The following is a 21,597-nucleotide window of genomic DNA, read 5'->3' on the forward strand; positions in this document are numbered from 1 at the left end:
ATGATATACTATAGCATTTTAGAAAAAGCATGTAATTCTGTTGGAGTAGAATTCAATGAAGATAAATATGAAAAATTTATGATTTATATGAGTCTACTAAAAGAGTGGAATGAAAAGATAAATCTTACTGCTATAACGGAAGATGAGCAAATTGTGAAGAAACATTTTGTTGATTCAATAAAAGCATTTAATTCTCCATTATTTAAAAGTGCTTCATCACTAATTGATGTTGGCACTGGAGCTGGTTTTCCAGGAATACCTATAGCAATAATAAGAGGTGAATTAAATGTTACTTTAATGGATTCTTTAAATAAAAGAGTTAATTTTTTAAATGAGGTTATACAACAGCTTCATTTAAATAATGTAAAGACTATACATTCCAGAGCAGAAGATGGAGCTAGAAATAGTGAGTTAAGAGAAAAATTTGACATAGCTACATCTAGAGCTGTAGCAAATATGTGTGTACTTTCTGAATTCTGCATACCTTATGTTAAGGTAAATGGTCATTTTATAGCGCTTAAAGGTCCTTCAATCGAGGAAGAACTAAATGAATCTAAAAATGCAGTGGCTACTTTAGGTGGAAAGTTAGTTGAAGTAATACAAGTAAATATTGAAGATACAGATTTAAAACATAATTTAGTTGTTGTCAAAAAAATTAAAGAAACACCAAAAACTTATCCAAGAAAAGCTGGAAGTATATCAAAAAAACCTATAAAATAGTATTATATGTTTTTTTATAATATAAAATCAATTAATATAATGTATATTGTCGTACTGTTTTTATATATAAAAAGAAGGATATTTGTATTTTATAGAGAATTTGTTAAATAATGGGATAACGTGTATTTTAACTTTTTTCGTAAGGATGGATGGGAAATGCATAAAGAAATTGTTCATGTCAATATTGATAAAATAATTCCTAATACTTATCAACCAAGAAAATTCTTTAATGAAGAAGCTCTTGGAGAATTGTCACAATCTATTAGAGAACATGGTATAATTCAACCGCTTACTGTTAGAGTAAGAGGTGAGATTTTCGAATTAGTTGCAGGAGAAAGACGATGGAGAGCAGCAAGGCTTGCTAACCTTGAAGAGGTACCATGTACTGTTGTAGATATAACAGATTCTGAGTCAGCTGAAATTGCACTACTTGAGAATCTACAAAGAGAAGATTTAAATTTTTTAGAAGAAGCAGAAGCATATTATAATTTAATTCAAGATCATCACTTTACTCAAGAACAATTAGCTGAGAGATTAGGGAAGAAACAATCAACGATTGCAAATAAACTAAGACTTCTTAAGTTAGGAAACGAAGTAAGAAATATTTGCATATCAAATAATTTAACGGAAAGACATGCAAGAGCATTACTGTCTTTACCTAACGAAGAATTGCAGCTAAAAATAATAAATAAAGTTATAAAGCAAGGTCTTAATGTTAAAAACACAGAAGATTTGATTAATAAGGAACTTTTAAAATTAGCTGGTGAAAGTCTATCAAAAGAAGGAAAGAAAAGAATGACAGGTGTATTTTCTGCAAAAATATATGTTAATTCTATAAAACAAGTGTTTGATAAATTTAAAATACCTGCTGAATATAAATCAAAAGATTGTGGTGAATATGTTCAGATAACCGTAAATATACCTAAAAATGCATCCAAATAATATATTTGGATTTAGAAAAGACTGTTACGAAATAAACTAAATTGGTTTATTTGCATCAGTCTTTTTTATTTTTAACAAAAAGTAAATATGTTAAATTAATAGAACTTAGATAATTTATTTTGTCTGTTAATTTGTATGCTAATGGTAAAAAGAAGTATTCTTTAGCGAAATAGTTATTATATAATTCAACAAATGTAGATATAGAAAGATTTTAAAAAGTTTTTTTGCGATTTTTCATAAATGTTTCACGTGAAACAATAAAATTAATAATTAATTACTTTAATTATTCTTCATTAAAATATATAATATTTATATAAAGGAAAGGAGGTGGATGACTCGTAAGTTATAATGACTTAGAGTTGAATATGAAAAAGATATGTATATTTAACCAAAAAGGTGGGGTAGGTAAAACTACAACAAATATAAATCTCTGTTCGTACATAGCAATGTTGGGATATAAGGTTTTAGCTATCGATATAGATCCACAAGGAAATACTACAAGTGGGCTTGGAATTGATAAGAGAAAATTAGAGAAATCTATGTATGATGTAATAACTAATGACGTATCATTAAGAGAAATAATTAAGCAAAGTGAGTTAGTTTCAAACTTATACATAGCACCAGCTAAAATGGAGTTAGCAGGAGCAGAAGTTGAAATTATAGAAAAAGAAAAACGAGAATTAATTTTACAGGAGAAAATAAGAGAAGTAGAAGATGATTTTGACTTCATTTTTATAGATTGTCCTCCTTCTTTAGGATTTCTAACAATAAATTCGCTTACTTCATGTGATTCAGTTTTAATTCCTATTCAGTGTGAGTTTTATGCTCTAGAAGGAGTTGGACAACTTATAAACACTATACAGTTGGTAAAGAAATCATTAAATAAAAATCTTGAAATTGAAGGTGTCATAATGACAATGTACGATTCAAGAACTAATTTAAGTAATGAAGTTTATAAAGAAGTTGAGAAATATTTTAAAGATAAAGTATACAAAGTAACAATACCGAGAAACATAAGATTAGCAGAAGCACCTTCATTTGGCCTTCCTATAATGCTATATGATGAAAAATGTAAAGGTGCTGAGGCGTACGAGCAATTAACTAATGAATTTATCGAACGTCAGAAGGGGTGATGTAGATGAACAAAAAATTTGGTTTAGGTAAAGGGTTGGGTGCATTAATTCCTGAAGATGATAATGCTGAAGAAATAGCTAATAAATCAGCTACACTGATTCCATTAAATAATATTAAAGCTAACGAGAGTCAACCAAGAAGATATTTTGATAATGATAAGATTAATGAATTGTCAGAATCAATTAGAAATCATGGCATAATTCAACCTCTAATATTGAAAAAGGAAAATGAGAATTATACTATAATAGCCGGAGAAAGACGTTGGAGAGCTGCAAAACAGCTTATGCTAAAAGAAGTCCCAGCAATAATTATGGATATTGATGATAAAGAAATATTAGAAATTTCTTTAATAGAAAATATACAAAGAGAAGATCTTAATGCAATTGAAGAGGCTCAAGCCTACGAAAGACTTTTACATGAATTTTCGTTGACCCAAGAAAAACTTAGCGAAAGAATTGGGAAGTCTAGAACTGCTATATCGAATACAATTAGATTACTAAATTTAGATAAGAGAGTTCAAAGCTATATAATAGAAGGTGTATTAAGTGAGGGTCACGGAAGAGCCATATTAGCTATAGGTGATAAAGATAAACAATATGAAATAGCACAAAAGGCAATAGATGAAAGTCTTTCTGTAAGGGATGTAGAAAAGCTAATAAAAACATACTTGAGTAAGGCTGATAAGGTCGAAGAAAAGAATGATGAAGAAATTTTAATACCTTATTATAAAGATATACAAGAGCAGTTACAAAATTATTTTGGAACTAAGGTGAATATTAACTCGAAGAAAAATAAAGGTAAGATTGAAATAGAATACTATTCTGAAGATGACTTACAAAGAATATTAGAAATTATAAATATATAAAATGTTTCACGTGAAACATTTATTATAACTTTAGAAAGGGACTTAGAAATGGACACTATAATAAGTAACATACAAGATTTTATGCCATATATAGTTATTGCGCTTTCTGCAATCATATTGCTATTGCTTATTTTAATTATTATTCTATTTAGATCTTTATCGAAAGTCGAAAAGAAATATAGAAAACTAATGAGAGGCGTTAATAATAAAAATTTAGAAGAACATGTTATAAGCTATTTAGATAAAATTGATGAAGCAAATAAAACTTCAGAAGCTGCTCTTGAACACTGCTCAGTAATTGAGGAAAAAATGAAAGGATGTGTTCAAAAGGTTTCTATGATAAGATATAAGGCTTTTGAAGATGTAGGAAGTGATTTAAGTTTCTCTATTGCTATTTTAGATGATAATAATGATGGAATAATTTTAACTGGAATATATAGTAGAAATGACAGCACAACATACGCAAAGCCTGTGGATAAAGGAATATCAAGATATGATTTGTCTGAAGAAGAGCTAACCGTATTAAACCAAGCAATTAATCATGTAAATATACATTAAAAAAATGGAATTAACACAGTGTAGAATAGATATCTTAAATAATAAAAGGTGGTACTAATTTAATTGGTACCACCTTTTATTATTTAAGTCGTCAAGAATAAAAACAAGTTGTAATGGTAAACTATTATTTAAGGAGGGATAAATATGAACTTGTATATATCTGATGAATTAAAAAATCTAAAATCTCAATTAGAGAAACGAGGTTATAATATAGTAACATGTAATGATCAGTACGATGCTATAATTTGCAACTTAAAGGAAGTAGATCTTTCTCATTTACCATCTTGTAAAAGTTACAAATCAGAAGGTATAGTAATAATAGATAGTGGAAGTAAGAATGTGGATGACATTGAAAATATACTTATAAATAGAGTATATTCAGCTATTTTATAGTAGTCATTTTGAAAGTATACTTTCTATTCTAGCTTCAACTGGATTCTTTTTAAATCCAATAGATTTTAATATACAATGATGTATGCCACGAGAAATAGCATCTGCAATTGTCATAACAGTATATAGTCTAGTATTTTGTAGTACCATAAACTCTAGACTACCTGAAATATTTACTACGCCTAATATACTGATATCTCCAACTGGAGGAAGATTCTTATTCACAGCAATTCCAGGAAGCAAAGGTTTTTTATCAATATATATTTTGCCTACATTATCTAAGTCTCCAAGACAAGCATCTATAGCGATAATAAAAGGATTGTTGAATTTACAGTTTATTTCATCTAAAGTTGAATTAAGATTTTTGGCATGAACAGGCTCTTTTAAGTTCCCGTAGATGTATACTTCATTTTGAATCGTATATTTTAATTTTTCTCCGACAAGAGGTCCTAAAGAATCACCGGTAGACCTATCGGTGCCTATACATATAAAAATAATAGGTCTTTTTTGTTTAATAATCGGAGCAAGTTCATCATATAGATAATCTCTTATAAGAAATGGTGATCTAATATTTGTAGAGTCTATTGTAAATTTATTTGACATTAAAACACCTCCCATATTGGAATTATTACCAATAAGGAAGGTGCGTATACTATAGAACGTCTACTTTTTTTAAAATTTCATAAAATACAACTAAAAACATACAAAAGATTATACCACTTATCCCAGCTATCTGTATACCGATGAAAATAGCAGCTAAAACTGCTAATGGGTTAAGACCTAATGAAGAAGACATTATCTTTGGTTCTATTATTTGCCTTACGACAAATACTATTGCGTAAAGTATTAGTATCCCTATTCCGTTTATATAATTTTTTGATACTATATTCATTAAAGCCAAAGGAAAATAAATTATTGGCATGCCTACTACAGGAAGTAAGTCTAGAACTGCACAAAGAATACTAAGAACTAAACTGTATTGAACTTTAAATATAGTAAAACCAATAAAAGTAAAGATAAAGGTAATAAATATTATAAATAGATAAGATAATAAGTAATTCTTAAGCATTTTTCTTACATGGTTTAATATGGTTATTAATTTATCACTATTGTTAGGTATCACATTAGTTAATGTTAAAGTATTAGATGTAGATACTTTTTTGGTAAAGAAATATGTTGTAATAAGAGTGAAAATTACAACCATACCAATATACGGTATATAACCTAAAATTGTTAGCGTTCCTTGTACCACAGTAGAGCCAGCTCCAATTGTAAGATTTATTATTTTAGTAGCATAGGAAGAAAGATTTTTTTGTATAGTATCAATTATAGTAGGATCAATATTTAAGTTGCTCAGGTAATTTTGTAATGACATAAAGTAGTTATATATGTCAGAAGAATTGTTTGATATAAGCTTCTGCAGGTATTTTATTAATCCTATTAATTCACTAACTAAAGATGTAAGTATTATAACATTTAGTGATATTATTGTTCCAAAAAATACTAATGTGCTTAAGATAGATGCTATCCAGGATTTTAACTTAAGTCTTTCTATCATAAATCTAGTTGGTGATCTAAGTATTAGAGCAAATATTATTGCTAAAACAAAAGGTAGTGTATATTTAAGTGTAGAAAAAAATAAGTAGAAGAATAGAGTATAGACCGCAAAAAAGATGGCCAATCTCTCAAGGCGTTGTTGAATATCTTGCATTAATAACCTCCTAAAATAATTTTTATAGATTTATAAAGAGCTTCTGCATCTTCTAAGCTGTTAAAATAACCAAGGCTTACCCTCACAGTTCCTGTTGGATAAGTACCTATTGTTTCATGAGCAAGCGGAGCACAATGAAGTCCTGTTCTTGTTACTATTCCATATTGTTTGTCCAAAATAAATGATATCTCAGATGGATCTCTATTTAAGATATTAAATGAAATAGTGGAAGTTCTCATTTTTTCTGTATCTTTAAAACCATATACATTAATTTCTTTAAAATTATTTAGTATTTCCAAAATTCTCTTAGTTAGCGTTAATTCCTTATACTGAATTGTGTCTAAGCCAACATTTTGTATAAATTCAAGTGCTGCTTTTAGTCCTACAATTCCAGGTAAATTAAGTGTTCCACATTCAAATTTATCTGGTAAATAATCGGGATAAATTAAGGAGCTAGACATACTGCCAGTTCCACCAGTAAATGTCGGTAGAGTAGCCTCATTTAATTTATCATTAATTAAAAATCCACCTATTCCTTGAGGTCCTAATAACCCCTTATGCCCGGTAAAAGCAAGAGCATCGCAGTTTAATGACTTAAAATCAACAGAGGTACTTCCAGCAGATTGAGCAGAATCTACAATAAAAAATATATTATTATTTTTACATATTTTACCAATTAATTCTAGAGGCTGTATTGATCCAATTACATTAGATGCATGAGAAAGCACAATAAGTTTTGTATTTTCTTTTATTAGATTTTTAATATCATTTGCATTAATAATGCCATTTGCATCACATTGCACTATATCTAACTGTATTTTACCCTGATTTTTTAAAATGGTAAGTGGCCTTAGTACAGAATTATGCTCCATTGATGAAGTTATAATATGCCAACCATCTTTTATAGCACCTAAAAGTAATATATTTAAAGAGTAGGTTATATTTTGTGTAAATATAACATTTTCCGTTTTATCAAAATTAAAAAAATTGCATAGAGCTTCTCTACATTCATAAACCAGTTCGCTACTTTTTAAAGAGGAAGTTGATGCACCTCTTCCCGCATTACCTCCGTTATATACTATAAAATCATAAATTGATTTGCTTACAGTATCTGGTTTTGGAAAGCTAGTGGAAGCATTATCAAAATAAATACTCATAATAATCATCCTTTGCTGTAAATATATAAATTAATTACAGTATTATTAAGTAAAAAACTTAAAATTATTGTAATAATTGTTATTAAATAATATTAATATAACCGTGGAAAAACTGCAATAATTTAAATTAGTTAATGAATAAAAAACAACAATATAATATACATTAAGTATATGAAGAGTCTTATATAGATAAGATGTACAACTAAAACATCAATAAATTGTCTTAACTAATTCAACTCTAGAAAAATCTAATTAAAAATAACATTATAAATTTATTATAAGATTAATGCACTAAAATAATAAGTCTGCCTATGGTAATTTCCTAAAAATGCAGAAAAAAACAATTTAATTAGATATAATAATTATTATAGTTGAACATAAGCACAAATTCACTATTATTTATATCTTTAACAGTAAAACAAGATTTAAACATATTGATTAAGCAATATTATTAGATTAATATTAATATGTTTATATTCTATAACTATAAAATTATATAAATAGAGGAGGGAATGCTTTATATTAATAAAGCTAACATTTTTATGAAAGAATATATAATGGTTTTTAAGAATACACATGATGCTATTGGTGCAGAAAAATTTATTAAGAGTAATGATTTAGAAGTAGTCGTAATGCCTACTCCAACATATATAACCCAAAGTTGTGGAATATGTATAAAACTTAGCGATACAGTACTAAGTGCAATTGAGTGCGAATTAAATAATAAAATTAACTTTAAAAGCATCTATTTAATAGGAGATGAAGGTTTGAAATTATATAAGTAATGAGGTGATTATATATGGCAGCCATGGACACACTTTTTTCTATAGACTACGATAAGGGAAGATTGAATATAGCTAATATGTCAATACCATTTAGTACAATAAACAATATATTATGGAAAATATTTGTTATCATAGTTATAATATTTATTATGTACATATCTATAAGGATAGGAAATTCAATAATTGATAAGTTCGTAAAAAAGCAGATTGAAAGTGAACATAGATTCACAATGGATGAAAAAAAAGCTAGCACTATCGGTGAGCTATTAAAGAGTATATTAAAGTATACAGTATACTTTTTCGGAATAGTAGGTATTTTATCAGGTTTATTCAATGGAATATCTCTTACCTTTGCAAGTATAGGTGGAGTTGCAGTTGGTTTTGGTGCCCAGAGCATCGTAAAAGACCTAATAAACGGTGTATTTATATTATTTGAAGATCAGTATGCTGTAAGTGAATATGTCACTATAGGGTCCTTTAGCGGCGTTGTAGAGAGTATAGGGATAAGAACAACTAAGCTTAGAGATTTTTCAGGGGATGTACATCTTATACCTAATGGTACTGTAAGCACTGTAACCAATCATTCTAGAGGAAATATGAGAGTTATGCTTGAAATAGAAATTGGTTATGATGAAAATGTAGATAGGGCTATAGATACTATAAATCAAGTTTGCGATACTTACGCAAGAGATAATGATAATATAATTGATAAACCCCAAGTGGTTGGGGTAACCTCACTTAGTCAAACTGGAATAGTTATAAGAGTATTAGGATCAGCAAAATCAATGATGCAGTGGGCTGTTGAAAGAGAATTAAGAAAAGCAATAAAGTTAGAATTTGATAGACGTGGAATAAAAATACCACATCTTAATGTTCAGGATGTGGTAACTAATAAATTAAGAGAACAATAGTAATGATTATTAACAATTTATATTTGGAGGAAATAACTATATGCAAGTATTCAATTTAGGGGATGTAGTAGAGATGAGAAAACAGCACCCTTGTGGAAGTTATGAATGGGAAATTATTAGATTAGGTGCTGATATAAAAATAAAGTGTTTAGGTTGCGAAAGAATAGTTATGCTTTCTAGACAAAAGTTTCAAAAGGGAATAAAGAAAGTAGTTAAATCAAATGAAATATCTTAATTGGTATAAAAAAACTTGCAAAGCTTTATAGCTAATGATATAATATTTCATTGTGGATCCCTGCAATGCTATGCATTGCCGTTAGTCCAAAGGGAGGAGGTGAATGTGATGAGAAAGTACGAAACTATATTTATATTACATCCAACATTTGAAGAAGAGGCTGTTAAGGCTTCAATAGAAAAATTTAAAGGTGTAATTGAAAATGGTGGCGGAACTATCGATAACGTTGATTTTTGGGGTAAGAGAAAGCTTGCTTACGAAATATCAAAGGTTAATGATGGTTACTACACTTTAATTAACTTTACAGCTGGTCCAGAATTACCAAGAGAGTTAGACAGAATATTCAGAATCACTGATGGCGTATTAAGACACATAATAGTAAAGGAAGAAAAGTAAGAGGTGGTATAAGAAATGAATAGAGTTATTCTTATAGGTAGACTTACAAAAGATCCTGAGCTTAGATTTACACCTGGAGCAGGAACTGCGGTTACTACTCTGACTCTTGCCGTTGACAAGTTTAATCGTCAATCAGGTCAAAGAGAAGCAGACTTCATATCTGTAGTGGTATGGGGAAAGCAAGCTGAATCTACTGCCAATTACATGAGTAAAGGTAGCCAAATGGCTATAAGCGGTAGAATTCAAACTAGAAGTTATGACGCCAAAGATGGTTCAAAAAGATATGTCACTGAAGTAGTTGCTGATGAGGTTCAATTCCTTGGAAAAGGAGCTGGTAACCCACAATCAGGAAACAATAATTTTGGTGGCGGTTCTGAATATGGAGCTCCGTCAAATGATCCATTTGGTGGTATGAGCTTTGATGAGGATATGACTCCCGTAGATGATGGAGATATCCCATTCTAATTCTAAAAGGTAAGGAGGGAAAGTTGTGAGAGATAATAATAATGGTGGAATGAAGAGAAATGGCGGAAAAATGAGAAGATCCAAGAGAAAAGTTTGTGGATTTTGCGTTGAAAAAGCTACTTCTATAGATTATAAAGACATCAATAAGTTAAGAAAGTATGTAACTGAAAGAGGAAAGATACTTCCAAGAAGAATTTCAGGAACATGTGCTAAGCACCAAAGACAATTAACTGATGCTATAAAGAGATCAAGAAACATAGCATTATTACCATTTACTACTGAATAAGTAGTTAAAATCCCACAATTTATATTGTGGGATTTTATTTTTATCATAAGAAGTTAATTAAGCGATAATATGGATCGGACTATTTAAAGTAACAATCACTTTGGATAGTCTTATTATAATTATTTGAATAAAGTTTAAAATGATATTGCTAAATAAAGCATGATTTAATAGTGCACAATTTCAATCTGAGAATATAAATTATGGCACGAAGTAGTATATATCAATATATGTAAATTTCGATATAATAGATAAAAACAGCTAAATATAAATATAATTAGAGAATAATATACAGATGATTTAGAAAAAAGTATATAAATCATGTATTTTAGATATATTTGGTTGAAATACCATGAGAAAAAAATTAAAATATATATTATATATGAAAGGTTAGGAATATGAGGTTGATATGATGAAAAAAGATAATTTCAATATTATGTCTGATATAAAAATTATAGAAGATTTAAAAGCCCAGCTACTATGCATAATAGCAGAATTCTTTAGATTATTAACTAAAGGAAGCAACGTTGCTCATGATGCTATATTAGAATGCATTTCCGGGGCAATAATAATTTTATATCTATTAGCAGACAAATTAGGTTATTCATTCATTGAAGTAGATGAGGATATGAAGAAAAAAATTAAGATTGGTATTGTAGAGGGGGATAATATAGAAAAGGATGGTAAAAACTTAAGTAGATTGCATAGCCATCTTAAAGAAAGAAATTAACCTTTGGAGGAAAACAATGAAAGAAAATAAGTATACAGCAAGATCTACGGTAGAAGCAGGATTGATGTCAGTAATCGTATTTATAATCCTCATGATTACTACATATGTTCCGCTAATAGGAATGGCTGGCTTCTTTGTGTTACCAGTACCAATAACATTATTATATTTAAGGCATAATAAGGTAGTTGCTATATTATCTGTTATAGTTAGTACTATTTTAATTAGTATGTTCTATAACCCTTTATTAGCGATAGCTTCAGCTGTTTTATATGGGGTATCCGGTCTATCATTAGGTTTTTGTATATCGAGAGGATTTAAATCAACGCTTACTTTAGTTATAACTAGTATAGCTAATTTGGTTGGTATTATTATAAACTTATATCTGACAGTATTATTGGTAACAAACGTAAGTCTAGTGCAAATGATTCAACAGATGATAGATCAAATGAAAATGGCAGGAGACATATATAAAAATGCAGGAATTGATATGAGCACAAACCCTGCATATCAACAAATACAGCAGCTTAATGTGAATACTGTTTTGTTTATGATTCCAGCAGTATTAATTACTTGCACTGTTATAATATCATTATTAAACTATGTAATAGCAAAAAAGATGCTAAAAAGATTTGGACACAAATTTGACCCAATAAGAAATTTTATGAATTGGTATCTAGATAATAGAGTCGGTGCACTCATCATTTCTATCGTCTGTGTAGGGATAATATTAAAGTCTAGAGGCTTCATGATTGGGGATTATATACTTACTAGTTCAATGACCGTATTGCAGTTCACATTAATAATTATAGGAACGTCTATTGTATTCTACTATTTAAAGACTAAGCTTAATGTAAAAAATGGAATTGCTATTGCTATATGTATATTTATAGCCTTCTCAGGAGTTTCAAGTATTGCTTTTTATATTGGACTAATAGATTTAGTATTTGATATAAGAGGTTTAGATCCAAACAGTCTTGGAAATGCCTTGAGGAAAAAATTTGTAAAAAAATAGCCTTAAAATTATTTTTAAGGGGGAGATCAAAATATGAATAATTCTAAGATAACTAAATCAAGTTACATGATTTCAATAATTATTTGTATAATACTATCTCTGATTATATTATTTCAAGGCTATATGTATCTTGCTTATGTTCTCTTGCTAATAACAGTAGCATTAACTATTTATTGTTTTAATAATAATTTTAAATCGGAAAATAAAGATCAAGATTATAATGATGAAAATGTAGAATCTAAAGAGATAAACATTACGTATATAGTTGAAGATTTTGTGAGAGAAACTATGATGCTACAGATATATCCATTAGTAATTATAAAAGAAAATGGAGAAGTTATTTGGCATAATAAAATATTTGAAGATAGCTTTGAATCAATTAATTATAACGGAGAAGTTATTTCATCCATCGTAAGGGGATTGGAACTTGATGAAATAACGAAATTGTCTAATGGAATTTCCTATAAAGCAAAATTGAATAAACGCATATATGAGATTTATTCAAGGAGTTTAAAGATAGACGATAATGAGAATATACACTTAGTTTACTTTAATGATATAACTAATATAACAGAAGCCACTAAGGAAAGTGTAATGCTTATAGAAGTTGATAATTTAAGTGAAGTTGTAAAGATGACAGAAGAGAATAATGGGCCTTTTCTTATAGCAGAGGTAGAGAAAAATATAAATTTATATGCTCAAGCACTTAATGCTATGATAAGAAAATATGATAACAATAAATATGTTCTTTCGGTTCCTGATTATAATATAGATTCTCAAATTAACACAAAGTTTGATATACTAGATAAGGTAAGAGAAATAAATTTAGGAAATAAGATGGAAGTTACTCTAAGTATTGGAGTTGGAAGGGGAGGAAACTCACCAGCCCAAAATCATGCGTATGCAATTACTGCAAAAGAACTAGCCCTTGGAAGGGGTGGAGATCAGGCTGTAGTAAAAAAAGGAGAAAAACTTGCCTTCTTTGGTGGTAATAAAAAGGAATTAGAAAAGAGGACCAGAGTTAGAGCTAGAGTTGTTGGTCATGCATTAAAAGATTTAATATATGAAAGTAGTAAAGTTTATATAATGGGACATAAGAATCCTGATATGGATTGCTTTGGCGCTGCGGTAGGGATCGCTGCAGTGATACGTCAATTAGGAAAGCAATGCAATATTGTTCTTAATAATGATAATAGAGCTATTGATGGTTTCCTAGATAAGATAAAGCAAATAAAAGACTATGATGATGTATTTATTAACTCAGAGTCTGCAGCAAATACGATAGATGATGATACTTTGCTTATAATTGTTGATGTACATAGCAAAGGATATGTTCTAGATAAAAATATATATGAAAAAAGTAAGAAAATTGTTATAATTGATCATCATAGGAGAAGTCCTGATTTTATAGAAGGAGCTCTTCTAACTTATATTGAAGTATACGCATCATCAACATCAGAGTTAGTTACTGAAATTGTTCAATATATGCTTGAAAAACCAAAGTTACACCAACTTGAAGCTGAAGCACTTCTTGCAGGTATAGCTATGGATACAAAGAATTTTGTGTTTAAGACAGGTGTAAGAACTTTTGAAGCTGCATCTTTTCTTAGAAGAGCTGGAGCAGATACAGTTGATATAAAGAGATTCTTTAGTAATGACTTAAAGAGTTATATCCAAAAAGCAGAAGCTATAAGATCTGCTGAGGTGGTAAATAATATAGCTATTGCCGTATGTCCACCAAATGTAACACAAACTGTAATAGCTGCACAAGTTGCGGATGATTTACTAAATATTACAGGTATTCAAGCCTCCTTTGTTTTTGTTAAAATAGATAGAGACATTCACATAAGTGGAAGATCCTTAGGTGATGTTAATGTTCAGATTATTTTAGAATCCCTTGGAGGCGGTGGTCATATGACTATGGCAGGTGCTAAGCTAACGGATGTAGCTATAGAGGATGCAAAAAAAATATTACAAAAGGCTATATCAGAAAATTTAAGGGAAGGTGAATAAAATGAAAGTTATATTATTGCAAGATGTTAAGAAGTTAGGTAAGAAAGGTGATGTTATAGAGGCATCAGATGGATACGCTAGAAACTACTTGTTTCCTAGAAATCTAGCAGAACAAGCAAATGATTCAAATCTTCATGTATTAAATGCGAAGAAAGAAACTGAGAGAAGAAAGAAACTTGCTGAAATAGAAGAGGCTCAAAAGTTAGCAGATGAACTTAAAAATAAAGAAGTAAAAATTGTAGCAAAAACAGGCGATAGTGGAAGACTATTTGGAGCTATAACTAGCAAAGATGTAGCTGAATTAATAAAGAAGCAGTATAACGTGACAATTGATAAGAAAAAAATAGTCATGGAAACATTAAAGCTAGCTGGAACTTATGATATAGAAGTGAAATTATATCCAGAAGTTAGCACTAAGATGAAGGTTGTTATTGCTCCACAAGTATAAGGAGGAGTTATAGTTTGAAATCACAAAATGATATAGATGTTTTACAAGATATATTCAAGAGCGGAATGAACTTAGAATCACAAGTTAGTGTTCTTTTTGAAGTTGCAAAGAATGTTCTTGATGAAGGTGCTGTTAGAGCAAGAACCGTAAGACACAAATTAAATAAATATGTTAAGTCAAAAAATGTTTACGATAGATTATATGCATTAAATAAGATAGTTTCAGATGGTAAGGGGTTAAAAACCGTACCATCTGAAGCTAATTTACATGAAGCTTTAGAGGATACATATGGATGGCTTTCAGAAGAGCTAGCAAGAAAGTATATTCAAAGTAGAATTGAAGAACAAGTTCAAGATGCTATCATGGACAAACAGGACAAGTATATCGATGAGATGAAGCTTGGAATTATAAGAAAACAAAAAGGCCCTGAAAATGCAAAGACCTTAAAGAAGTACGCTCAATTTGAAACCTTGGATGCAAAGGTGCCTAACAAGAATATAATGAGTTTAGTTAGACCATCTTCGTTTGATGAAGTTATTGGACAAGAAAGAGCTATAAAATCACTAATTTCTAAACTAGCTTCACCATATCCTCAGCATATTATATTGTACGGGCCTCCAGGAGTAGGTAAAACAACTGCAGCTAGATTGGCATTAGAAGAAGCCAAAAAGCTTAGCTTTACACCATTTAATGATAAGTCTAATTTTGTAGAGGTAGATGGTACAACCTTAAGATGGGATCCAAGAGAAATAACAAATCCATTATTAGGTTCGGTGCATGATCCTATATACCAAGGAAGTAAAAGAGATTTAGCTGAAGTAGGAGTACCAGAGCCAAAACCTGGTCTAGTAACAGATGCACACGGAGGAGTTTTATTCATAGACGAAATAGGAGAATTAGATGATATTCTCCAAAATAAGCTTTTAAAAGTTTTAGAAGATAAAAGAGTTGAATTCTCTTCATCATACTATGATCCAGATGACGAAAATACTCCAAAATATATTAAGTATCTATTTGAGAATGGAGCACCAGCAGATTTTGTGCTAATTGGAGCAACAACAAGAGATCCTGGTGACATAAATCCAGCTTTAAGATCAAGATGTACAGAAGTTTATTTTGAACCTCTTACTGTTTCAGATATTAAAGTTATAATAACAGATGCTGCTGACAAGCTTCAAGTTGCTCTTGAGGAAGGTGTAGATGAACTAATATCAAGATATACTATTGAAGGCAGAAAGGCTGTAAACATACTTGCTGACGCTTATGGATATGCTTTATATAATTTTAAGGACAATGTTCCTGAAAAGGTCACTGTTACATTAAAAGATGTAGAGGAAGTAATATCTATAGGTAGATATATACCTTATGAAAGAGTTGATAGTGATACAAAATCAGAAATAGGACATATATATGGTTTAGGCGTATCAGGATTTTTGGGTTCTACCATAGAGATAGAAGCAACTGTTTTTGAGGCCAAGGATAAAGGAACTGGACAAGTTAGGTTTAATGAAACTGCTGGTTCTATGGCAAAGGATTCAGTATTTAATGCTGCATCAGTTATAAGAAAGATAACTGATATAGATATTAAGGATTATGACATACATGTAAATGTAATTGGTGGAGGAAATATTGATGGTCCTTCAGCAGGAGCCGCTATAACTGTATGTATAATTAGTGCTTTGCTTAATAAGCCTATAAGACAAGATATAGCTGTTACTGGAGAGATATCACTTAGAGGGAAAGTTAAACCTGTAGGTGGAATATTTGAAAAGGTATATGGAGCTAGAAGAAAAGGAATAAAGCTAGTGGTAGTTCCTAAAGACAATGAAAAAGAAGTGCCTCTAGGCTTAAAGGATATAGAAGTAAAAGCTGTTGAAACTATAGAATCGCTTATGGAAATAGTTTTCGAAGTATAATAAAGCTATGAGGCTGTCCATAATGTATAATGATGCATTATGTGCAGCCTTATTTTTATTAATTAAAGAAGTATTTATTTTCATAAATGTGTTGATTAATTATTAAAAGAAATTCATAATATTATATGCAAATATAATGGAGAAGGAGCGAATCATATGGATAATACACCTATCATGAGGAGTTTACCACAGAGCATAGAAGCTGAACAATCAGTACTTGGCTCTATGATAATCGATAGGCAAGCAATAGTTCAGGCTGCAGAAGCATTAACACCTGATGACTTTTATAGGGAAGCCCATAAGGTTATTTTTTTAAGTATATCTGAGATGATCCAAAAAGATCAACCTATTGATTTGGTAACTCTATTAGAATATTTGAAGGCCACAGACAGGTTAGAAAAAGCAGGGGGTATGACTTATGTAACTGAAATGAGTGGTTCTGTACCGACTACTGCTAACTTGAGTTCTTACATAAAAATAGTGTCTGAGAAGGCTACTTTAAGAAAATTAATAAGGTCTTCTACTGAGACAATAGAGGATTGCTATAATGGACAGGATAATGTTGAAAAGGTAGTAGACTCAGCTGAAAAGAGAGTCTTCGAAATAGGAGAGAAAAGAAATACTGGAGACTTTGAATCGTTAAGTGCCATACTTGAAAGAGGTTTTGCAGAAATTGAAAGACTTTTTAATGACAAGGGCGCTTTAACTGGAGTAGCCTCTGGATTTGTTGATTTAGATTCTAAAACTTCAGGTTTCCAAAAAGGAGACATGGTTCTAATAGCAGCAAGACCTTCAATGGGAAAAACTACGTTTGCTCTTAATATATGTGAACATGCTGCTCTTAGAGAAGGTAAAAGTGTAGTTATATTTTCTTTAGAAATGCCTAAGGAACAATTAGCTTACAAGCTTTTGTGTTCTGAAGCAAACGTCGATATGGTTAGTCTTAGAACAGGTAATTTAGAGGATAAGGATTGGGAAAATATAGCTAGAGCAGCGGGTCCGTTATCTTCAGCTAAGATATATATAGATGATACAGCTGGTGTAACTGTAATGGAAATGAGATCGAAATGCAGAAGACTTAAGATGGAGTATGGTATAGATTTGATAATGATAGATTACCTTCAGCTTATGAGTGGAAGCAGCACATCTGGGGAAAGTAGACAACAAGAAGTTTCAGAAATATCAAGAAGTATAAAAGCCTTAGCTAAAGAGATGCAATGTCCAGTTATAGCTTTATCTCAGTTATCTCGTGCACCTGAACAAAGAGCAGATCACAGACCGATGTTATCTGACCTTAGAGAATCTGGTTCAATAGAACAGGATGCTGACTTAGTTATGTTTTTATATAGAGATGAATATTATAACAAAGAAACTGATGATAAAAATATTGGTGAATGCATAATCGCTAAACATAGAAATGGTGAAGTTGGTGCAGTTAAGCTTGCGTGGCTTGGTCAATATAGTAAGTTTGGTAATCTGGATGTAGTTCATTAATTAATGTTTAATATTTTTATTATAAATATATAATAAATTATATAAGAAATAAAAACGAGAGGTGAATAACAATTATGGAATGTGACGGGCATAGTTGCTTAAAACACATTGAAAAATTGAATACTAAGAAGTAGAAGGAAGCAACTATACTTAAACATTTTATATTGTTTGATATACTTTCCTTCTACATGGTGAGGAGGAAAAGTAAAATGAAAACTTTCGATAAAGAAGACGTAAAAGAAATACTACTAACTCAATCTCTTGAAGGTTTAGAGAAACTTTTGGAAGAGGTGCATCCAGTAGATATATTGGATGTACTAAGGGAGCTTGATGATGAAAAGTATTCTATATTAAAGAAACTTCCTAACTGGCTTGTTGCAGATATATTTGAAGAGATGGATGAAGATGAGCAGCAAGAAGCATTGGAGCTTTTTTCAGAACTAGAGCAATTTAAGATATTAAATGAAATGAGTTCTGACGAGATAACAGACCTGTTAGGAAATCTAGAGCCTGATAAGGTAGATAGGTTTTTAGGTAATATAGATAAAGAAGACGCTGAAGAAGTTAAAGAACTGCTTACTTATGAGGAAGATACAGCTGGTGGTATAATGGCCACTGAGTTTATTGCAATAAAAGAGAATATGACGGTAAAAGAGACTCTAAATTATTTACAAACTACTGGAATAGAAGCAGAGACTGTTTACTATTTATATGTGCTTGATAGTAATAGTATACTAACAGGGATATTATCATTAAGAGATTTAGTAATATCATCTTTCGATACTAAAATCAGTAGTGTAATGACAACTAGTGTAAAGAGTGTTCCTGTAAATATGGACCAAGAGGAAGTAGCCAATATATTTCAAAAGTATGGATTTCAAGCAATGCCTGTAATTGATGAGGTAGGTGAAATGTTAGGAGTAGTAACTTTTGATGACATCATTGATATAGTAAGACAAGAGGATAATGAGGATATATATCGTCTTGGAGGACTTAATGAAGGCGAAGCTGTAGATGGTTCAGTGATGGATTCAGTAAGAAGTAGGCTTCCTTGGCTTCTAGTAAATCTAATTACAGCTATAATAGCTGGTGCTACGGTAGGACTGTTTAGTTCTACAATAGATAAATTAGTAATACTAGCAACATTCAATCCCATAATAGCTGGTATGGGTGGCAATGCAGGGACTCAGAGTCTAACTCTTATAGTAAGAGGAATAGCTTTAGGTGAATTAACTAAAGAAAATGCAAAAAGGGTATTCCTAAAAGAAGTTATTGCTGGATTGTTTAATGGAATAGCAATTGGAATAGTTGTGGCTATATTAGGTTTGATATGGGCCAATAAACCGGTATTTGGATTGGTGGTTGGAGTTGCTATGATACTAAATATGTCTTTAGCTACAGTAGTGGGATATCTTGTACCTGTAATTCTTAAAAAGTTAAATATAGATCCTGCACTTGCTTCAGCAGTTTTTGTTACAACATTTACAGATGTATGTGGTTTCTTCTTCTTCTTAGGGTTAGCCACAATGTTTTTGAAATACTTAATGTAGGTGGCGTAGGATTTGAATTAATAGATATTAATAAAGGTTAATTTAGGATAAGTTCTAAATGTAAATTAAGAGACAATTAGTATATAGAATGTTCTTAAAACGGGAGCATTTCGATAATATATTAATTGTCTTTTTTACTATATAGTAAAGTATGAAATTTGGTTTATTATAACTTTGACTTTGGTTATAATAAAAGATAGAGTAGTCAATTATATATAGAAAATTAAAGTTTTATTATTTTTAATAATAGAACTTTAGTAAGCAGATTCTAATATTTATTGTTATATTATAAATAATTATTAAAACAAAATCTTATTAGACTTGGGTATAGAATAATTTATTGTGTGAGGTTAATATGGAAAGATACATTATGTCATTAGATCAGGGAACTACTAGTTCTAGATGCATTCTTTTTAATAAGGAGGGTAACATATTATCAATAGGACAAATGGAAATTTCGCAGATATATCCAAGAGCGGGATGGGTTGAGCATGATCCTATGGAGATATGGTCTACTCAGTATAGTGTGGCAATTGAAGCTATGGCTAAGGTTGGAATTCAAGCATCTCAAATATCAGCAATAGGAATTACGAATCAAAGAGAAACCACTATAGTTTGGGATAAAACAACTGGAATGCCTGTTTACAATGGGATAGTCTGGCAGTGTAAGAGAACCGCTGAATATTGTGATGAAATCAAAGCTAAAGGTTATGAAAATAAAATAATGACAAAGACTGGGCTTAGGGTAGATTCTTATTTTTCTGCTTCTAAGATTGCTTGGATATTAGACAATGTAGAAGGTGCTAGAGAGAAGGCTGAAGATGGAAAGCTGCTTTTTGGAACGGTAGATAGCTGGCTAATATGGAAACTAACTAATGGAAGAGTTCATGTTACTGATTATTCCAACGCATCTAGAACATTATTATATAATATACATGATTTATGTTGGGATAAAGAATTATTGGAGATTTTTAATATACCAGAAAATATGATGCCAGAAGTTAAGAATTCAAGTGGATTGTTTGCTACTACTAATAGTAGATTGTTTGGTGATGAAATTCCTATATGTGGTGTAGCCGGAGACCAACAAGCTGCTTTGTTTGGACAAACTTGTTATGAGCAAGGTGCAGTTAAGAATACTTATGGTACTGGATGCTTTATGCTGATGAATACTGGAGATAATCCTGTAAAATCAAATAAAGGGTTATTAACTACTATTGCCTGGGGAATAGATGGTAATGTAACCTATGCATTGGAAGGAAGTGTGTTTGTAGCTGGAGCTGCAGTACAATGGCTTAGAGACGAAATGAAAATGATTGATACATCAAAGGAATCAGAAGAGTATGCATGGTTAGTGGAAGATACAAATGGAGTTTATTTTATACCTGCTTTTGTAGGACTCGGTGCTCCTTATTGGGATCAATATGCTAGAGGAATGATAACTGGGTTAACTAGAGGAGCAAAGAAAGAACATATAGTAAGAGCTGTTTTAGAATCTATTGCATATCAAACCTATGATATTCTAAGGGCTATGGAAGATGATTCTGATATAAAGTTAACGAGCTTAAAGGTTGATGGCGGAGCGGCAGCTAACAACTTTTTAATGCAGTTTCAAGCGGATTTAATAAATACAAGAGTATATAGACCTAAGGTTATAGAAACTACAGCACTTGGAGCCGCATATCTTGCAGGATTAGCAGTGGGATATTGGAGGGATATTGAAGACATAAAGACCAACTGGAGTGTAGGTAAAGAGTTTAATCCATGTATGAGTGAAGATAGAAGAAATAACTTTTTGTCAGGATGGAATAAGGCTGTAAAGAAGGCTTTAAGTGATGAAAGAAAAGATAGTTAATTAATTTAAGTATTATCAAATTTTATA

General features: G+C 30.6%; 23 protein-coding genes. 20 read left to right on the forward strand and 3 right to left on the reverse strand.

Going from position 1 to position 21,597, the window contains the following annotated elements:
* From rsmG to J3477_RS19270, 6 genes are all read left to right on the forward strand, one after another.
* Positions 1 to 720, forward strand: coding sequence for a 16S rRNA (guanine(527)-N(7))-methyltransferase RsmG (gene rsmG, locus J3477_RS19245; protein ID WP_206871568.1), 720 nt, complete (start codon positions 1 to 3; stop codon positions 718 to 720).
* 156 nt (positions 721 to 876) lie between these two features.
* Positions 877 to 1,662 (forward strand): nucleoid occlusion protein, encoded by a 786-nt coding sequence (noc, locus tag J3477_RS19250; RefSeq protein WP_183279570.1) that lies wholly within the window; start codon positions 877 to 879, stop codon positions 1,660 to 1,662.
* 365 nt (positions 1,663 to 2,027) lie between these two features.
* Positions 2,028 to 2,795, forward strand: a complete 768-nt coding sequence (locus J3477_RS19255) for a ParA family protein (protein ID WP_183279569.1) — start codon at positions 2,028 to 2,030, stop codon at positions 2,793 to 2,795.
* Between the two features lie 5 nt (positions 2,796 to 2,800).
* A complete protein-coding gene (locus J3477_RS19260) occupies positions 2,801 to 3,661 on the forward strand; it encodes a ParB/RepB/Spo0J family partition protein (RefSeq protein WP_206871569.1) in 861 nt (286 codons plus the stop codon).
* Positions 3,662 to 3,709: 48 nt separating this feature from the next.
* Positions 3,710 to 4,219 carry a DUF4446 family protein gene (locus J3477_RS19265; protein WP_206871570.1) on the forward strand — a complete coding sequence of 170 codons (510 nt, stop codon included), beginning with the start codon at positions 3,710 to 3,712 and terminating at the stop codon, positions 4,217 to 4,219.
* Between the two features lie 144 nt (positions 4,220 to 4,363).
* Complete coding sequence (locus tag J3477_RS19270; protein WP_206871571.1) at positions 4,364 to 4,612, forward strand: YkuS family protein; 249 nt, start codon at positions 4,364 to 4,366, stop codon at positions 4,610 to 4,612.
* 3 nt (positions 4,613 to 4,615) lie between these two features.
* Here the strand turns inward: J3477_RS19270 and yyaC are convergent, their stop codons facing one another.
* From yyaC to J3477_RS19285, 3 genes are read right to left on the reverse strand one after another with little or no spacing between them, the layout of a single operon-like run.
* The gene (gene yyaC / locus J3477_RS19275) at positions 4,616 to 5,212 is read right to left on the reverse strand and encodes a spore protease YyaC (RefSeq protein ID WP_206871572.1); all 597 of its coding nucleotides are present in this window, start codon (positions 5,210 to 5,212) and stop codon (positions 4,616 to 4,618) included.
* A 49-nt stretch (positions 5,213 to 5,261) separates the two neighbouring features.
* Positions 5,262 to 6,320, reverse strand: coding sequence for a sporulation integral membrane protein YtvI (ytvI, locus tag J3477_RS19280; RefSeq protein WP_206871573.1), 1,059 nt, complete (start codon positions 6,318 to 6,320; stop codon positions 5,262 to 5,264).
* Positions 6,320 to 7,477, reverse strand: coding sequence for an aminotransferase class V-fold PLP-dependent enzyme (locus J3477_RS19285; RefSeq protein ID WP_206871574.1), 1,158 nt, complete (start codon positions 7,475 to 7,477; stop codon positions 6,320 to 6,322). The genes ytvI and J3477_RS19285 overlap by 1 nt, the downstream gene beginning before the upstream one ends.
* 512 nt (positions 7,478 to 7,989) lie before the next feature.
* Here J3477_RS19285 and J3477_RS19290 point away from each other — a divergent pair.
* From J3477_RS19290 to glpK, 14 genes are all read left to right on the forward strand, one after another.
* Entirely contained in the window at positions 7,990 to 8,262 is a 273-nt protein-coding gene (locus J3477_RS19290; RefSeq protein WP_228731321.1) for a putative Se/S carrier protein, read from the forward strand.
* Positions 8,263 to 8,276: 14 nt separating this feature from the next.
* Positions 8,277 to 9,173 carry a mechanosensitive ion channel family protein gene (locus tag J3477_RS19295; protein WP_228731322.1) on the forward strand — a complete coding sequence of 299 codons (897 nt, stop codon included), beginning with the start codon at positions 8,277 to 8,279 and terminating at the stop codon, positions 9,171 to 9,173.
* 40 nt (positions 9,174 to 9,213) lie between these two features.
* Complete coding sequence (locus J3477_RS19300) at positions 9,214 to 9,408, forward strand: DUF951 domain-containing protein (RefSeq protein WP_183279562.1); 195 nt, start codon at positions 9,214 to 9,216, stop codon at positions 9,406 to 9,408.
* Between the two features lie 108 nt (positions 9,409 to 9,516).
* A complete protein-coding gene (gene rpsF, locus J3477_RS19305; RefSeq protein WP_183279561.1) occupies positions 9,517 to 9,804 on the forward strand; it encodes a 30S ribosomal protein S6 in 288 nt (95 codons plus the stop codon).
* Between the two features lie 15 nt (positions 9,805 to 9,819).
* Positions 9,820 to 10,269, forward strand: a complete 450-nt coding sequence (locus J3477_RS19310; RefSeq protein WP_206871575.1) for a single-stranded DNA-binding protein — start codon at positions 9,820 to 9,822, stop codon at positions 10,267 to 10,269.
* Between the two features lie 49 nt (positions 10,270 to 10,318).
* Entirely contained in the window at positions 10,319 to 10,555 is a 237-nt protein-coding gene (gene rpsR, locus J3477_RS19315) for a 30S ribosomal protein S18 (protein ID WP_183279878.1), read from the forward strand.
* A 409-nt stretch (positions 10,556 to 10,964) separates the two neighbouring features.
* Complete coding sequence (locus J3477_RS19320) at positions 10,965 to 11,282, forward strand: MazG-like family protein (protein WP_183279559.1); 318 nt, start codon at positions 10,965 to 10,967, stop codon at positions 11,280 to 11,282.
* A 16-nt stretch (positions 11,283 to 11,298) separates the two neighbouring features.
* A complete protein-coding gene (locus J3477_RS19325) occupies positions 11,299 to 12,294 on the forward strand; it encodes a YybS family protein (RefSeq protein ID WP_206871576.1) in 996 nt (331 codons plus the stop codon).
* Positions 12,295 to 12,327: 33 nt separating this feature from the next.
* Positions 12,328 to 14,307 carry a DHH family phosphoesterase gene (locus tag J3477_RS19330; protein WP_228731323.1) on the forward strand — a complete coding sequence of 660 codons (1,980 nt, stop codon included), beginning with the start codon at positions 12,328 to 12,330 and terminating at the stop codon, positions 14,305 to 14,307.
* Between the two features lies 1 nt (position 14,308).
* Positions 14,309 to 14,755 carry a 50S ribosomal protein L9 gene (gene rplI, locus J3477_RS19335; RefSeq protein WP_206871577.1) on the forward strand — a complete coding sequence of 149 codons (447 nt, stop codon included), beginning with the start codon at positions 14,309 to 14,311 and terminating at the stop codon, positions 14,753 to 14,755.
* 14 nt (positions 14,756 to 14,769) lie between these two features.
* The gene (gene lonC / locus J3477_RS19340) at positions 14,770 to 16,671 is read left to right on the forward strand and encodes a Lon family ATP-dependent protease (RefSeq protein WP_206871578.1); all 1,902 of its coding nucleotides are present in this window, start codon (positions 14,770 to 14,772) and stop codon (positions 16,669 to 16,671) included.
* A 156-nt stretch (positions 16,672 to 16,827) separates the two neighbouring features.
* On the forward strand, positions 16,828 to 18,165 hold the full coding sequence (locus J3477_RS19345; RefSeq protein WP_206871579.1) for a replicative DNA helicase: 1,338 nt from the start codon (positions 16,828 to 16,830) through the stop codon (positions 18,163 to 18,165).
* 209 nt (positions 18,166 to 18,374) lie between these two features.
* Positions 18,375 to 19,715 carry a magnesium transporter gene (gene mgtE / locus J3477_RS19350; protein ID WP_206871580.1) on the forward strand — a complete coding sequence of 447 codons (1,341 nt, stop codon included), beginning with the start codon at positions 18,375 to 18,377 and terminating at the stop codon, positions 19,713 to 19,715.
* A gap of 355 nt (positions 19,716 to 20,070) precedes the next feature.
* Positions 20,071 to 21,570 (forward strand): glycerol kinase GlpK, encoded by a 1,500-nt coding sequence (gene glpK / locus J3477_RS19355; protein ID WP_206871581.1) that lies wholly within the window; start codon positions 20,071 to 20,073, stop codon positions 21,568 to 21,570.
* The last annotated feature ends 27 nt before the right edge of the window (positions 21,571 to 21,597 follow it).

This window comes from Clostridium zeae (assembly GCF_017312485.1).
GTDB lineage: Bacteria > Bacillota > Clostridia > Clostridiales > Clostridiaceae > Clostridium_AR > Clostridium_AR zeae.

What these genes read in the sequence shown, in the direction of transcription:
- rsmG (WP_206871568.1), top strand. Translation starts at nt 1, where the DNA reads ATGATATACTATAGCATTTTAGAAAAAGCATGTAATTCTGTTGGAGTA.
- noc (WP_183279570.1), top strand. Translation starts at nt 877, where the DNA reads ATGCATAAAGAAATTGTTCATGTCAATATTGATAAAATAATTCCTAAT.
- J3477_RS19255 (WP_183279569.1), top strand. Translation starts at nt 2,028, where the DNA reads ATGAAAAAGATATGTATATTTAACCAAAAAGGTGGGGTAGGTAAAACT.
- J3477_RS19260 (WP_206871569.1), top strand. Translation starts at nt 2,801, where the DNA reads ATGAACAAAAAATTTGGTTTAGGTAAAGGGTTGGGTGCATTAATTCCT.
- J3477_RS19265 (WP_206871570.1), top strand. Translation starts at nt 3,710, where the DNA reads ATGGACACTATAATAAGTAACATACAAGATTTTATGCCATATATAGTT.
- J3477_RS19270 (WP_206871571.1), top strand. Translation starts at nt 4,364, where the DNA reads ATGAACTTGTATATATCTGATGAATTAAAAAATCTAAAATCTCAATTA.
- yyaC (WP_206871572.1), bottom strand. Translation starts at nt 5,212, where the DNA reads ATGTCAAATAAATTTACAATAGACTCTACAAATATTAGATCACCATTT.
- ytvI (WP_206871573.1), bottom strand. Translation starts at nt 6,320, where the DNA reads ATGCAAGATATTCAACAACGCCTTGAGAGATTGGCCATCTTTTTTGCG.
- J3477_RS19285 (WP_206871574.1), bottom strand. Translation starts at nt 7,477, where the DNA reads ATGAGTATTTATTTTGATAATGCTTCCACTAGCTTTCCAAAACCAGAT.
- J3477_RS19290 (WP_228731321.1), top strand. Translation starts at nt 7,990, where the DNA reads ATGCTTTATATTAATAAAGCTAACATTTTTATGAAAGAATATATAATG.
- J3477_RS19295 (WP_228731322.1), top strand. Translation starts at nt 8,277, where the DNA reads ATGGCAGCCATGGACACACTTTTTTCTATAGACTACGATAAGGGAAGA.
- J3477_RS19300 (WP_183279562.1), top strand. Translation starts at nt 9,214, where the DNA reads ATGCAAGTATTCAATTTAGGGGATGTAGTAGAGATGAGAAAACAGCAC.
- rpsF (WP_183279561.1), top strand. Translation starts at nt 9,517, where the DNA reads ATGAGAAAGTACGAAACTATATTTATATTACATCCAACATTTGAAGAA.
- J3477_RS19310 (WP_206871575.1), top strand. Translation starts at nt 9,820, where the DNA reads ATGAATAGAGTTATTCTTATAGGTAGACTTACAAAAGATCCTGAGCTT.
- rpsR (WP_183279878.1), top strand. Translation starts at nt 10,319, where the DNA reads ATGAAGAGAAATGGCGGAAAAATGAGAAGATCCAAGAGAAAAGTTTGT.
- J3477_RS19320 (WP_183279559.1), top strand. Translation starts at nt 10,965, where the DNA reads ATGAAAAAAGATAATTTCAATATTATGTCTGATATAAAAATTATAGAA.
- J3477_RS19325 (WP_206871576.1), top strand. Translation starts at nt 11,299, where the DNA reads ATGAAAGAAAATAAGTATACAGCAAGATCTACGGTAGAAGCAGGATTG.
- J3477_RS19330 (WP_228731323.1), top strand. Translation starts at nt 12,328, where the DNA reads ATGAATAATTCTAAGATAACTAAATCAAGTTACATGATTTCAATAATT.
- rplI (WP_206871577.1), top strand. Translation starts at nt 14,309, where the DNA reads ATGAAAGTTATATTATTGCAAGATGTTAAGAAGTTAGGTAAGAAAGGT.
- J3477_RS19345 (WP_206871579.1), top strand. Translation starts at nt 16,828, where the DNA reads ATGGATAATACACCTATCATGAGGAGTTTACCACAGAGCATAGAAGCT.
- mgtE (WP_206871580.1), top strand. Translation starts at nt 18,375, where the DNA reads ATGAAAACTTTCGATAAAGAAGACGTAAAAGAAATACTACTAACTCAA.
- glpK (WP_206871581.1), top strand. Translation starts at nt 20,071, where the DNA reads ATGGAAAGATACATTATGTCATTAGATCAGGGAACTACTAGTTCTAGA.